12 protein-coding genes are annotated in these 13950 nt (G+C 38.3%); 3 read left to right on the top strand and 9 right to left on the bottom strand.

The window, feature by feature from the left end; translation table 11 throughout:
• Positions 1–90: 90 nt before the first annotated feature.
• Complete coding sequence (locus tag MSSIT_RS07885; RefSeq protein WP_048171434.1) at positions 91–1287, bottom strand: PKD domain-containing protein; 1197 nt, start codon at positions 1285–1287, stop codon at positions 91–93.
• A 155-nt stretch (positions 1288–1442) separates the two neighbouring features.
• On the opposite strand from MSSIT_RS07885, the gene MSSIT_RS07880 reads away from it, so the two are divergent.
• Positions 1443–2879 (top strand): transposase, encoded by a 1437-nt coding sequence (locus MSSIT_RS07880; protein WP_048171432.1) that lies wholly within the window; start codon positions 1443–1445, stop codon positions 2877–2879.
• 311 nt (positions 2880–3190) lie between these two features.
• Here MSSIT_RS07880 and MSSIT_RS07875 read toward each other — a convergent pair whose 3' ends face one another.
• The 3 genes from MSSIT_RS07875 to MSSIT_RS07865 all read right to left on the bottom strand — a co-directional run bounded on the left by MSSIT_RS07875 (position 3191) and on the right by MSSIT_RS07865 (position 7169).
• The gene (locus MSSIT_RS07875) at positions 3191–4411 is read right to left on the bottom strand and encodes a hypothetical protein (RefSeq protein ID WP_048174600.1); all 1221 of its coding nucleotides are present in this window, start codon (positions 4409–4411) and stop codon (positions 3191–3193) included.
• Between the two features lie 363 nt (positions 4412–4774).
• A complete protein-coding gene (locus MSSIT_RS07870; protein WP_048171429.1) occupies positions 4775–5230 on the bottom strand; it encodes a hypothetical protein in 456 nt (151 codons plus the stop codon).
• Positions 5231–5357: 127 nt separating this feature from the next.
• Complete coding sequence (locus tag MSSIT_RS07865) at positions 5358–7169, bottom strand: ABC transporter ATP-binding protein (RefSeq protein ID WP_048171427.1); 1812 nt, start codon at positions 7167–7169, stop codon at positions 5358–5360.
• Between the two features lie 401 nt (positions 7170–7570).
• Here MSSIT_RS07865 and MSSIT_RS23990 point away from each other — a divergent pair, with 401 nt between their 5' ends.
• Positions 7571–7741, top strand: a complete 171-nt coding sequence (locus tag MSSIT_RS23990; RefSeq protein WP_197080346.1) for a hypothetical protein — start codon at positions 7571–7573, stop codon at positions 7739–7741.
• 251 nt (positions 7742–7992) lie between these two features.
• Positions 7993–8874, top strand: a complete 882-nt coding sequence (locus tag MSSIT_RS07860) for a carotenoid biosynthesis protein (RefSeq protein ID WP_231590475.1) — start codon at positions 7993–7995, stop codon at positions 8872–8874.
• Positions 8875–9536: 662 nt separating this feature from the next.
• Here MSSIT_RS07860 and MSSIT_RS25250 read toward each other — a convergent pair.
• From MSSIT_RS25250 to MSSIT_RS07840, 5 genes are all read right to left on the bottom strand, one after another.
• Positions 9537–9662 (bottom strand): hypothetical protein, encoded by a 126-nt coding sequence (locus tag MSSIT_RS25250; RefSeq protein ID WP_269430814.1) that lies wholly within the window; start codon positions 9660–9662, stop codon positions 9537–9539.
• 123 nt (positions 9663–9785) lie between these two features.
• The gene (locus MSSIT_RS07855) at positions 9786–10670 is read right to left on the bottom strand and encodes a DUF1638 domain-containing protein (RefSeq protein WP_197080345.1); all 885 of its coding nucleotides are present in this window, start codon (positions 10668–10670) and stop codon (positions 9786–9788) included.
• Positions 10671–10712: 42 nt separating this feature from the next.
• Positions 10713–11513: a DUF1638 domain-containing protein gene (locus MSSIT_RS07850; protein WP_048171421.1), complete on the bottom strand. Its 801-nt coding sequence runs from the start codon at positions 11511–11513 to the stop codon at positions 10713–10715.
• 117 nt (positions 11514–11630) lie between these two features.
• Positions 11631–12209, bottom strand: coding sequence for a TetR/AcrR family transcriptional regulator (locus MSSIT_RS07845; RefSeq protein ID WP_048171419.1), 579 nt, complete (start codon positions 12207–12209; stop codon positions 11631–11633).
• A gap of 678 nt (positions 12210–12887) precedes the next feature.
• Entirely contained in the window at positions 12888–13214 is a 327-nt protein-coding gene (locus tag MSSIT_RS07840; RefSeq protein ID WP_048174599.1) for a NifB/NifX family molybdenum-iron cluster-binding protein, read from the bottom strand.
• Positions 13215–13950: the final 736 nt, after the last annotated feature.

Raw genomic sequence — 13950 nt, 5'->3', positions numbered from 1 at the left:
TGACTGCTTTCTCCACTCCTTCTACCGCTGGAATTCCTTTTTATTACATATATATTACATATATTATATTTTTTATCACTTGTGTCGTACTTATTTTACACTTATTGTAACTAACTTCGAATCCGTACCGTTTGCGTTGTTTACGGTCAGACAGGCTGTATAGTTTCCTGCTGATACATATGTATGAACCGGGTTCTGTTCGTTTGAAATCTCGCCATCCCCGAAATCCCAGTACCACGTATCCGGTGTTCCCGTACTGGTGTCAGAAAAAGAGACGTTCAAAGGGGCAGTTCCCTTACTAACATTGTCGGTGAAATTTGCGACGAGACTATTCGATGTGTTTGAGAGATCATACAGATAAATATCCCTTGCTTCACAAAATTCCGGATTATTGCGACAATCTGCATATACTATTTTATCGCCGTAGACGGACGGATTGAATGCAAAAGTACTGTTAGTTATGCGGGTTGTCCTGGCAGCAGGTATCTCATACATGTAGATGTCTTTATTGCCCCCAATATAAGGATTGCCTATCGTATATACGATCCGGTTCCCGTAGATTGCAGGCTGGTATGAATTTCCGTTGCTTGTTACCGGAGTTGTTTTATTGGCAGCAATATCATGCATGTACACGTTGTCTGATTCTGTCCATACCACGACATTTCCGAAGATCTCGAGTTCGGATTCGGGCTCTGATCTATTTGTAGTTGCTATTTTGCCTGTTTCTTGAGTGGATAGGTTATATAAGTAGATATCATAAGCACTGCTGTTATTCTCCTGCGACCACACTACTCTGTTACCGTATATGGCAGGAAAGCTGTAAACTGCAGCGATTTTGGTTTCATTCTGAGTCTCCAGGTCGTAAAGATAAATCCCATCATTCTCCTGATCCTGATTATAATAATAGTTATTGGTATAGACTATGTAGTTTCCGTAAATATCAGCGACACGCCGTCCGTCTGCTATCATGGTTTTATTACCTGTAGAAATGTTGTACATATAAACGGATTCCCCGTCCCCGGTCCATACCACCTTATCTCCGTATGCATTAATTTTACCTCCTGCCGAATTTCCGGTAATATCCGCTCGGTTTCCGGTAGTCAGGTCGTAAGCATGTACATCATTCCCGGCACTCTCTATCCAGAAAACATAGTTTCCATAAATTGCCGTGCGCTGTGTTAATCGCTCATCCTGTGTGAGCTGAGTTTCCGTTCCAGCCAAGGCAACTGTCCCCAGTGCAATAAAAATTAAAAGGACTACACATATTGTCCGAGCTTTATTTTTCATATCCAATCCCCACGTGTGCCACTAAAAGACCTTAACTCTGCCTATTTATAGGGACTATATCCTCTAATTTGCTTATTTTTTCTCATTTTTAATATCAGTAGAACGATTTCAAATCGAAACTTATATATGTCTATATTCCCTACATAATAGGGATTATGGAACCCTGGGCAAGATGCTGGCTTGAAGATCAGCGTAAAGCTGGAGAAAAATGTCTTGAAATCAAAGTTCGAGGCGCTTGTCATTATGTTTATCGCTCTACGAGTAAATATGACAAAAAAATTAAGAAGGGTCGTAAAGTTTCAGTTTACATTGGTAGACTCGACAAAGATTACGGCTTTATACCTAAAGGTGAGAAACCTAAAACTAATGTGATACCTGTGCCTCACTCTGTCACTGCCTATGGAAATTCAATGATTTTACATAATATGATGGGAGAGCTCAAACCTTTTCTCATGAAAAATTTTCCGGAATATTGGGAAGAACTCTATGCAATGTCAATTGTTCGTGTAAATGGATATGTCCCCCTCAAACGAATTAAAGATACTTGGGAAGATCTCTATAATCTTGAAGGTATAAAACCAAATCTTAATCCATCCAATCTTTCAAAAGTGTTAAGGGAAGTAGGCTGTGATAGGTTTGGGCAGAATGAGCTATTCAATCATCTCAAAAATGCAGACACTCAACTCGTCTATGACTTAAGTTCCTGTTTCTCTCGATCTATGAATATTCTACAGGCTGAAAAAGGCTACAACAAAGACTGTATTCAAGTTCCCCAAATCAACTTTGCCCTTCTTTGTGGTCTTGATAGTGAAATGCCTACTATGATCAAATCAGTTCCAGGCAGTGTGAAGGACATAAAGACATTATACAAAACAATAGAAGAGTTGGATATCAGCGATAAGATACTTCTTCTTGATCGTGGTTTTTTCTCAGAGAACATCCTTAACTGCTTAGAAGAAAAACATATCAAATTTGTGTTACCAACAAAAAGGAACAGCCACTATTATGACACAAGAATACACCTTAATGAAGAATTCATCTATCATGATAGACTCATCAAATGTGGTAAAAGAAAGTTAGGAAATAGGTTCCTATATTTATATGAAGACCTGGATCTAAGACTTGAAGAACAGAAGACGATCTTCAGAAAGAGAGAGGAAGGGAAGATCAGCGATGAAGAGTACTCTTTAAAACAAAATAGAGCGGGGAAGTTCTTGATTATCTCCAATTACGACATAGGAAAAAAGGAGATGTATGAACTCTACAAAAAAAGAGACTCGATTGAAAAGTTGTTTGATGCATACAAAACAACATTAGACGCTGACAAATTGTATCTTCATGATGATGAGAGCGTTTATGGGCATGTGTTTGTGGCATTTCTTTCATTATATGCGTACTGTAAATTGTTGAAGGCAATTAAAAAAGCAGAGATAAATGACAAGGTCTCACCCATTGATATCCTATTGAAGTTTAGAAAAGTGAAAAGTATAAACTTTGGTGAAAAAAGTATCATTACTGAAGTTCCTAAGAAAGTAAGAGAATTAGATAAAACTCTCAAATTCAACATATTCCCTACAAAAAATGGGAGTTAAGGTAAAAGAGTTTAACAGATTTCTGATTTAGTTTTACAGCATATATTATTTATTTTGTATTATAAAACATATGTATATATATAATCCTTAGAAAGTAATCTGTTATTAAAGTTAAAACAGGGAAAATAATCAATAGCAAAAATAATCAGTAGCAGATGCGAAAGAGTTGAGAGTCAACAGCTAGTAATCTGCCGACTCCCGCTGAAATAACCTGAATCGTACCTCCGGTAACAGTGAACCGGAACCGCTGACACCAGAAAAAAATAATGTAACATTTAGAGTTTATCCGGTATCGGTGTTATCTGTCGTTGTTATTTGTCTGTGTCCTCCGTCTTTAACTGGTAGAAGTGATACTCGTATGGTTTCCAGGTGTCTTTGACGGTCCCATCAGTAACGGTCACGGTTCTGTTCTCCCACAAGACATCATACGTCCCGTCTGGTACGCCGGTAATTGTTGCGTTATTTGCCGCGCCGTTTGCTTCGGTAAAATCAAGCATACTGGATGATGCAATCAATTTTCTACCATCCGCGTCCGTGAACATATAAGCAGTAACCGCATCGATTATCCCGCCCGGGTCCGAAGTTATATCTGTCCTGCCGCTGGTTACGTTTGTTGTCAGGAGTGTCCGGTTTCCTTCCATAATCCAGGGCCAGATCTGTTCATATTTCGGCTTAAAGCTGACCCACCCGGTATAGCTCGGAGTATCTTTTGCGTATTTGTAAGCATATGAGAAAACACCCTGCGCACCGCCTAAAATTCCCATTACAATCTGACTTTCATGACGGTCAGCTACTTTCTGCGTAGTGTTCAGGTCCGGGTCCAGAGCATTTACCTCAGTAGCCTGACCGAAAGCTTCCGTTGTTACGTATACTGTTTTTCCCGCATTTTTCCAGTCAGGGGCGTTAGCAATAAGATTCCCATATACCCAGGCGTGCGGGCGTTCAGGATGAAATTTCGTGTAGGTGGTGAAGTAACTAACATCCAGGCCCGGAATAAAATCTTCATCGTCAGGCCCGGTCTGCATATCCCCTAAATAATCTCCTGCAACCGCGTTAGGGAAGTATTTCTTCATAGCTGTGTACATTGCGATAAGCGTTGAAGGATTTCCTTCCTCGTCAGGGAAATATACCCCGTAGAAATCATTGTCAGTAACTCCCATATCTTTGACATCTTCCCAGAAGCTTTCGGAATCCATTTGCGGACCGCTCGTCGCTACCAAATATTTCGGGATTCCCAGCTCTTTGCCTCTGTTAATGTTATCGACAAACTGCTGTGGCGTTATGGAAGTGCTCCATCCGAGGTGAACAAGCGTAGCGTTATCTGTTAAAAATTGAGTGCCGGTCTCCCATCCCATCATCCCGTATGGCGGGGCTGTACCGCGCGGATACGGAAATTCATTACTGGTTAATGAAACATCATCCGAGGTGTTTTCTTCGCAGGATCCCAGTGCAGTAGATGAGCTGATAATTAAAAAGCAAAGCAGGACTGCAGAAGCTAAAAGTGCTAGGGACAAATTATCCCTGGTTTTCATCTTTCCCATCCCCCATTTCCTATCTGGTTGTGTATGTAAGTTATCTCGTAATTATTATAAAATTCAAGGATATTTATAATTACAGGTGCATGTGAGATTGATTAAGAGTTTTTCAGAAAAGTAAAGAGTAATACGGTATAGCAGGCGCATAACCCTCTCAGATAGCTGGGAGTTTAGTGAATATGAGCAAATTTTAGAAATGCCGTTAAAAAGTATTATTGTCGGGACGTAAACTAAATATTTTTTAATTTTCAGTTTTGCCATGAACCTGGGTTAGTAAGGAATATTGGAGCACATATTGGAGAGTTAATGGTCAGGCTTGAAATAATAAACCAGGGATACACCTCATTTTCCTTTCCGAATTCAGGCCTGTTCTACCAGTTCCTTTAATTTTCCAAATAATTCGTCAGCCAGTTTTGTCGGATCTTCCGTACTCTGGAGTTTGAGCTGCATTTCTTCTGCAAAGTCCCAGAGGAGTTCGATGCATTCCCTGTATCTTTCGCAAGACCCGCATTCTCCTTCGTGTTCATACCAGACCTGCATCCCGTGTTTTGCCGAGACAAAAATTATTGCGTTGGCTTTGAAAGGAATTGATCTCCCGAAGAGGATTCCTTTTTTTGAGTCCAGTTTCTCCACTTCTATCCTGTTTGCCCTGGCCATCTCAAGCAGAGTTTCTTCTATACGTTTATCCATACTGAGGAGGGCTCGCGAGACTGCCTGTCTGGAGACCCCGAAATGCTTTGCAATATTGATGTTCGGGAGCCCGTTTCGGCTTAAGACCCAGAATTCAAACTGTTTTTCACCTGCCGGAAGAAACATATGTAAACGTATCAAGATTGACAATATATATTTTTCTGTTTTAGAATTTTTTAATTAATATAACTATTATTCCCTTGAAATTAAGAACAATGATGGCAGTTCTTATCCATTAACATCCAATATTAGTTTATAAATCCGGAGAATTGCTGGAAAATATGGGTACCTTGTTATAAAGGTTATAATACTCACCTTTTAATTCAAGCAACTCCTTATGTTTTCCACACTCAACAATCTCTCCTTCTTTTAATACATAAATTACATCCGCATTTTTTACTGTGGACAACCGGTGTGCGATGGTTATTACTGTCATATCCTTTGAGATCCTATCAATTGATTCCATTACACGCTGTTCAGCTATGTTGTCAAGTGAACTTGTTGCTTCATCCAGGAGCAAAATTTCAGGCTTTCGCAAGATTATCCGTGCAATTGCAATACGTTGCCGTTGTCCTCCTGAAAGTTTGATGCCCTGGTCACCAATTATTGTATCGTAACCTTCGGAGGTAGACATAATGAATTCATGGGCATCGGCAAGTCTTGCAGCTTCGATAATTTCGTCATCATTGCAATCCAGACCAAACCTTATATTTTCTTTGATGGAGTCGTGATAAATAAATGTCTCCTGCCCGAGGTACCCCAATCTCTTTAAATAATCCGAATGTTTAAATTCATTAAGATCTGCTTCATCAACGAGGATTTCTCCGGATGTCGGCTGATACAAAAGTGCTAGCAGGTTTGCAATTGTAGTTTTTCCAGCACCGGAATTACCGACGATTGCAGTTTTTGTGCTTTTTTTAATTGTAAACGACAAGTTCTTGATTGTATATTTTTGAGTGTCATTGTATCTGAAAAAGACATTTTTGAAAATAATCGAGTTTTGAAACCGGAATTCTCTCTTCGGCAAATTATTAAGATGAGTGTTCTTACTGTTGTTCTCCTGCAAAAAATCGTAGACTGCTTCAATTGCAGGAAGCTGCTGTACAATTGTACCAAACTGTGACTGGCAAGCGTTTAGGGCGGGTATTGTCCTGTAAAGAGCAAGCAGGAGCGTTCCAAATATCCCTATGTATGGTAAAAAATGACCATCAGTTATATAATAAAGCCCTGCAGCACCAAGTGCAATAATCTGAAAAATTAGAAGGTTATTTGCTGCGCCTGGAAGCCGTTGGAGAATCATAGAAAATACGTAACTTCTTCTAATATTATATACCGCTTTATTATAATTGCCGGCCCAAAAATCGATTGAATCGGTAATAAATATTGTTTTAATTCCTGAAATAAACTCGTTATATATGACAGATTTTGCGCGTGCGAAGCGGTTCAAAACCAGTGAATGTTTGTAAATTCTCGAAAAAATAATGTTTTTCATGAAAAAAACATAAATGGCTCCGAGAATCAGCATTAAAGTACTGATCTTAAAGGATAAAATAAAAATAAATGAAAGGTAGAACAGACAAAACAGTATATTCTGAAGAAACCCTACCACATTAAAAACGGCAAGTCCTGTCTGTTCAACTGCCTGTTGCCCGATATATAGAATATCCCCCTGCTTATGGCTGGCAAAATATTCATAAGGCTGATTTTTCAGGTTATTAAAAACCGAGCGATCAGTTGTATCTCTTACAGTAGCAAATGTTTTGCTTCCAAGATATGAAACGCCTACTTCTACTCCTGCAATTATTATACTTACAATACTGAGCACAATAGCATATACAAGAAATGGATGAAGATTTCCAAAGCTAACGGACTGATAAATCCTGTCAATTAAAGTGGAATTCTGATTAATGTTGAGTCCATAGTTGATAAGCGGGTAGATGAGGAACACCCGCAAAACATCCAAAAAGCTGAATACAAGAAGACTTACGAAATAGATGCCTAACAGTTTTCTATGTGGTCTGAAAAGGAAATAGAGTATATGAAGCGAATTATTCTTACTGGTCATTAGAACAAGTTCCCTGGAGCGTTTCTAAAATCACATTTTTATTACATTTTTCTCATTTTTTAAAGTTGATAGAACCCAATCATCTATTCTGTGGAACCCTGAAGCACTATTAATGCTTGAAGTCCGCTTCATCCATGGCTCAAAAGCGCAAACTATCTTTTAATTTACAGAATGAACATGTGCAAATGTACGGACATTGACAATATATATTTATCCATGGTTCCATTATACGTAAAAATTAGCCTGTTTCTCCTGCTAATTTATTAAGCGCAAAAAAATTCTGAGAAATATAAAGCATTAAAACACAACCATTCGGTACATTAAACGCTGAAGCTCCGGCAGAGATATTGTTTTATGTGGGTACGGATAATTCAAATGGTAATATCTTTGAGATGGGTTGAATGTATTGCAGGTATCTCGTTACAGCGAATCCGGATTACGATACCGAATTCTATACATGCGAAGTTGCCCCAAAAAAAGGCAAGTTACCTGCCGAAGTGCTATCGAAGTACTGCAAAGGCGAATACGAAAATTGTCAGAGATTTACATATCGCTCACGTTTGATGGGCTGAGAAAAAGGTTCAGGATTCTATCGTTTTTTAACTGGACTGTTTTTGTTCATGGGTTCGAATCCCATCCCTCGCACTGACTTTGTTATAATTTCTTATTTTAGTTCAAATTTTCCTGATACTAACTGTTTTTACTTTATTGGTGGCAAGATTAAGTCTTGCAACCGGCCCAGAATGTAATTATCATATACGAGGAATTACGTTATCAAACATTTTCGCAAGTTTTTTAAACTGTAATTTAGTATTTAATGCGTATGCCCGTGCTAAATCTATACTTTCTCGCCTTTGAGATTCTGGTTTTAGTGCTCTTTCTGGCCTGTCTGCAAAATGCATGGCAACGAGGCTCCCGGGTAGTCTGGCAACTTCTTGCCGGCGTGTTCTTCGGCTTGCTACTGGAATGGGCTACAATCCAACAGCTTGAAGCCTACGAATACGGACGCTTTCTTGTAATGCTTGGGCCTGTTCCTGTGGTCGTTGGGGTAGCCTGGGGAACTATCATCTATAGCGTCCGCTCTTTTTCCGATAAAACCAATCTTCCGGAATGGGCACGACCGGTGCTCGATGGCCTGATGGCCTTGAGCATCGACCTTTCCATAGATGCAATAGCCATCCGCCTGGGCATGTGGGATTGGGGAAAAGGTTTTGATCATCAGTACTTCGGTGTTCCTTACAACAACTTCTGGGCATGGTTCTGGGTTGTGTTCTCATTTTCAGCAAGCCTTCGATTGCTATCAAAGCTCCCTGGCTTCTGGGGACGCCGGTTATCTCCTGCAGGAGCTATAATCTGCGGCACTACGGGCGTGCTTATTACCAACCACCTCATCACCAACATTCCCAATGAACTGATACATTACGCTACTATCGCTGCAGTCTTAGGAGGCGCTCTGCTATTGATTTTGGCATTGCGCCCGGAAGTCTCGGCCCAGTCTCAGGCTGCATTTGTCTTTCTTGTGCCTCTCGGATTTCATGCCTATTTCCTGATAGCAGGATTAGTTTCAAACGCCATCCTGGACCCACCCTTTTTGCTGGTGGTAAGTATAGTTATGAGCATAACAGCACTTGAAATTCACCGGGATGCTCTAAATTACTGGTATCGGTCTAACAGAAAAAGCAAAACAGAGAAAGCAAGTAATTAGGCCACCGATTAACCCTTATCTTATAATCCTTTCATGTCCGTTTTTTAAGGGAGTTTTCAAATTGCGTCACATCTCTAAATGACAAATTAAGTTAAAACTAAAATAATTTAAAAGCAAAGAAGGTTTGGGTGGCTTTTGGCCTATTATTCCGATCCTCTGATCAGTCGGCTTGAATGCAAATAAAAACAATCAGTTTTTTTCTACTTATTTACCTAAGATTCTTAAAGAAATTAACTTCAATGTACACTACATACATTAGATAAATATAATATCAGCATCAGTCAGTTCATTTTTCGAAAAATTTATATGCTGCTGATATTTATATATCCTGATGTAATAGTGAGACCAGCGGCAAATGTCATAAAATATCTGCTGATAAATTGCTCTATTTTGAAAACAAAAGCAGAATCGGGCATTTTGAAACCCTATTGCAAAACAGCTCCCAGCAAGACAAGGACTGAAAAATAAAAAACAAAGGAGGAACATATATAAAACGAAATGAAGATGATTGGGATAAGGAACTTAAGCCAGACATGAAATACTATCGAGGCTGGCATTTGATAGGTCTGGTTCTTCTTATGCTTGTCAACGTATATATAGAAGTTAAATGGCTTTTCTTTAGCTAAAAATTGCAAAACGGCTTTTTTGCAGGATAAACTTGTTCAAACTTCTAATCTAAAAATATTTTTATATGTAATATACTTTACCTCTACCATTTTTTCAACAGCAACCTTCCTACTTATCTCGTTTTTGTTTTCATATTGGTTTAATGAAAACTTGAGCTCCAATTACATCCAAAAGCTGATCCTCAATATTATTGGCTTTCGTTCCAATGTAGACCAGCCCATCAGCTTGAATGTGTTTTCTCTCTAAAACTCCGATTTCCCCATCAAACTTGTATATTATTAATCTTAAAATGGTTTTTCTATATCTTTACAGATAGCAGTTTTAGCTTCCATGTAAGAGTTAATTGCTACATTCATTGTTCCATTAACATTGATAATCTTCATGTCAAATATTTTTGCAAATTCGGAAGCATTCCTATGAAAATTAACATCTTTATAGTCTTGATTATTAATCTTAAAAAGAAGACTGTACATCGGAGAGATTAGATATTTGCTGATCTTTTTATAAGCTTCAGAAGATTTGTAATTAGTTCCATTCAGGTCGGAAAGCACCATTGGTGTTGCATACATGGCACCTTTGCCATTTCCCGATAACATCGTTTTTGTGTAAATCTCGTTTCCTCCGAGAGCTACGCTTATACAGTCATCAACAATATTTCTCCCCTCATCCCTAAGAAAATAAACAGGACAACCAAGTTGCTGCAATTCTGCTTGCATTTTTTCAGAACTAAAGCCACATTTTCCATAGAATAGAAGAATACCATTCGAGATTTTTGACATTTCTCTGGCGTTCAGATATACTTCGGATTGCAAAAGATCAACATCCGAGTGTAAATCTCTTCTAAGAAGATTCACAACAACAGTTAATCCCTGTTTCTTCTCTTTACGGAGTATAAAGTCGTATATTTTCTTACAGAAAGGAATATTTGAGAGTTTCCTCGTAAAATTATCGGGTGGCTCTCTGAGCGGCTCTTTGAATGGCTCTCTGCGCGACTCTCTATTGATTTCCGATACAACAGGATACAACCTGTCAGACGGAAACATAAAAGGCTTAAGATTTTCAGACTTAAGTTTTTTTACAAATCGGAAACTGTTTCTGTTCTCTACTACAAACAGCCTTTTAATTTCAGGGTCTTTTGAGAGAACATATACTAATTCATCTTCAAGCATTTCACAGGCAACTATACTTAAGACCGGCATAATTATCTATTATTAACAGTTATCACAGATTTCATCCTTTATTGAAAGATAACATTTCTCGAATATTTCCTGATTACCGCTGATCTCAAATGTGCTGTATCCGAACAATTTAGCATATTCTTCGATCTTTGCATCGATGTCCTTTACATATGTCAGACCTGTATTGACTTTTGCAACTCTTGAATATCCTGCCAGGTCATTGACCATTTTTGCCATTTTCAACGCTTTTTCAGGATTAGAATGAAGTTTATTGATGTTCAAAAGTTCTTTCCATGAACTGGCATACATAGGTGTAAAAAAGAAAGCAGGCTCTTTACTATGGGTTTTAAGCAATTTAAGGTAGTTTGCACCACCACCTACCGTTGCTCCTATGCAGTCATCTACAACTCTTTCATCGTCCCTCAGTATCCGCACAGTACAACCATCTTTTTCCAGGCAGAAGTCTTCCTCCACATCGCCCAGAACGTTACCACAAAGACCGTAAAAAATGAGTAGCCCATTGGAGAATGGTATCATTTCCCTGATATTTTGATAGACTTCGGATTTCAATATTTTTGGCGCTGCATGAAGTCCGAGTTCCATAAGGTTGACTACAACAGTGAGTTCGTCCCTATCGACATTATTAAGCGCCTTTGGTAGCTTTTCGAACGGAATAATGTCATAAGGGATGTGCTGTTCATCCAGTTTTCCTGTAAATTCGGAGATATTCCCATTTGCTACAATTAAAGTTCTCTTTATTTGCGAATCGTTTGCAATAAGCCAGATAATTTCATCTTGAAGAATTTTACAGCCCAATATACTCAAAACGGACATTACAAATCTCCTCCAAATTTATGTATCCTGTTAGTTTCAATTCTTTTGAGTAAAATTGATTTGATAATTAGAACCTGTCTACCTATATATAGGTAAGTTCGGGATTGGAAAAAAAAATCAATCCTTCCACCCAAGGTCAGATTTGATTAAGGAAATAGATCTGACAAGTGTTTTTCTGCCCTGGATGCTGGATAACAGTCTGGCACCCATCAACGTTTCGACTACCAATTCCGCGCGTGCTTCGACGGGGTCTGAAAAATTGAATTCCCCCTTTTCCAGGCCGGTTCTGAGAACGTCGGATATCCAATCCAGTATATAGTGCAGTAACAGCAGATTTTGCTTTTTAACTTCCTCTGGAAGTTCTTCAAAATCAAGGATCACTGAGCCAGGAGGGCAGATACTTTTACCTTCATCAAACTCCTTCAATGCATAATCGAGATAGTATTGAAGCTGCTCGCGAGCAGACCCTCCGGATTCCACTATTTGGGTAATCTTCTCAGCTAAATTCTTTCTGCTCTCTTCAAGCAAGGAAGCAACCAGATCTTCTTTTTTAGGATAGTAATGATGTATTGAAGCGTTTTTTATCCCCAGCTTCCGGGAAATATCCTTATAACTAAACCCGTTATAACCCTGACATTGTAAAAAATCTCTTGCGTAACGACGTATTTGTTGATTGGTCTGGCTTATTTCTGTCATATAAATACACATGTTTCTTATAAGTGCTTGATTAATAGTCAATCATATAAAACTTAGTTTCTGGGTCGGTCTGAACAAAAAACACCTCGCATTTCATATGCATTAGATACCAAGTTGCTTACAGTCCCACAATGCATTATTGCTAATCAATGCAGTATTGCTAATATTCCTATCGGGAGTGAGTTGAAAGATACACTTTCCCCTGTTCATTGATAAAGGCATGTTCAGAGCTCCGGTGGACACGAATCTATACATTTGTTACACTACCGGGACAATTTAATGAATGTGTAGACATATCATATTCAGTTTCACTGTCTTCTTCTATCGAATCCACTGGTGTTATCCCACATAAATCGTAACTATTTCCAAGGCTTTTTCTTTGATACGTGATGAGAGATGTGTACTGCTCAATTAATTGCTTCCCGAATTTATACAAAATTTCCATACTCTAATTGATTCTCATACAACATTCCTACCTATATGCAGGTAGATACCTGCATGTAAGTAGATGTTTTTTCATATAAGTAGATGACGATTAAAATGTGAAGTAATAAAAAAAACTCTGATTTAGGGGAATCGAAATAACTCTTTTATATGAAACCTCTCGGAACCGGGTATGCTGAAGATCTCACACAAAATAAAGTGTGCATCAAAACTAGAAAATTCGTCCCTCTCTGTTTATTCCTCGATAGAGAGATTGTTTAAAGCTTCATCAATTAAATATGGAGCTTCTATTGGTTCAATCCCCTTTTTCCTTAATTCTTCCTGCGGCCTGCTCCCGATTCTGGCGCAAAGTAAAGCCTTGCAGTCCGAAACCACGGAAATTGTTTTATTCAAAATCTCCTCCGGGTTCCCGTAATCCACCGAGCCGCACAGAGGTGTGCACTCTCTTACTTCCAGAAGTCGGATTTTGCCCCCGCCTACTTCAAATATGTAAAAACAAGAGGCTTTTCCAAAATGCTGATTGATAACCTTACCGTCAGTTGAAATAACAGCGACTTTCATTTCTTTAATCTCCATTTTCTCCTGTTTACGGCTGAATAGATATTGACTTTTTGTAATCTCACGCGGTTTATTATATATTATTCGATGAATATGATTAATAATATCTGCGTGCAGAGAATGGTCAGGACTCGTATTCAGGTATTAAGGGCTCATAATTAAAAGTACCAATTATATATTTAAAAATCCTCGTTATATAATTAAAATTCTCCTTATATGATTAAAACTCGTGAAGTCGCCCATTTTACAGGTAACTTTTGAATTATCTCAATTCTTTAATCAGGATATAGTTCCGATTTCTTAGAAATTGATTTACAATATTTCTTGCAATGCTCCATTTTGTTTCAAACCATGTAATATAGGTTCTTATTCTTTGCATTTCAAATCTGAGAGTTTTCCTTGCCTTACATCGTTCCACTCCACAATACACTTCCTGTAAAAATGAAATGTATACCTGGGGGTGGTGGTTCCTTATATCGAACTCAAGCGCTGATATTGTAAACAGGCTCATTGACGGTCAGACAAATTATTGAGGGATTTTTCATAATCGAATAGAGAAGTAAGAATATATTGAAAATAGACATATATAGATCTATAGATTATATAGAGCGGCCTAAAATATATGGAAAACATAAAATATAATGAAATTGTCTGGAATACCATAAGAGACATTGATGAAACATGGATTTAGGAGAACACGTTGAGACTCCGTAAATCAAGCATGAAATTGAAGAAATCA

The sequence above is a fragment of the Methanosarcina siciliae T4/M genome, from assembly GCF_000970085.1.
Classification (GTDB): Archaea; Halobacteriota; Methanosarcinia; order Methanosarcinales; family Methanosarcinaceae; genus Methanosarcina; species Methanosarcina siciliae.
The sequence above is the reverse complement of the archived record's forward strand: the minus strand, read 5'-3'. Positions and strand labels throughout refer to the sequence as shown.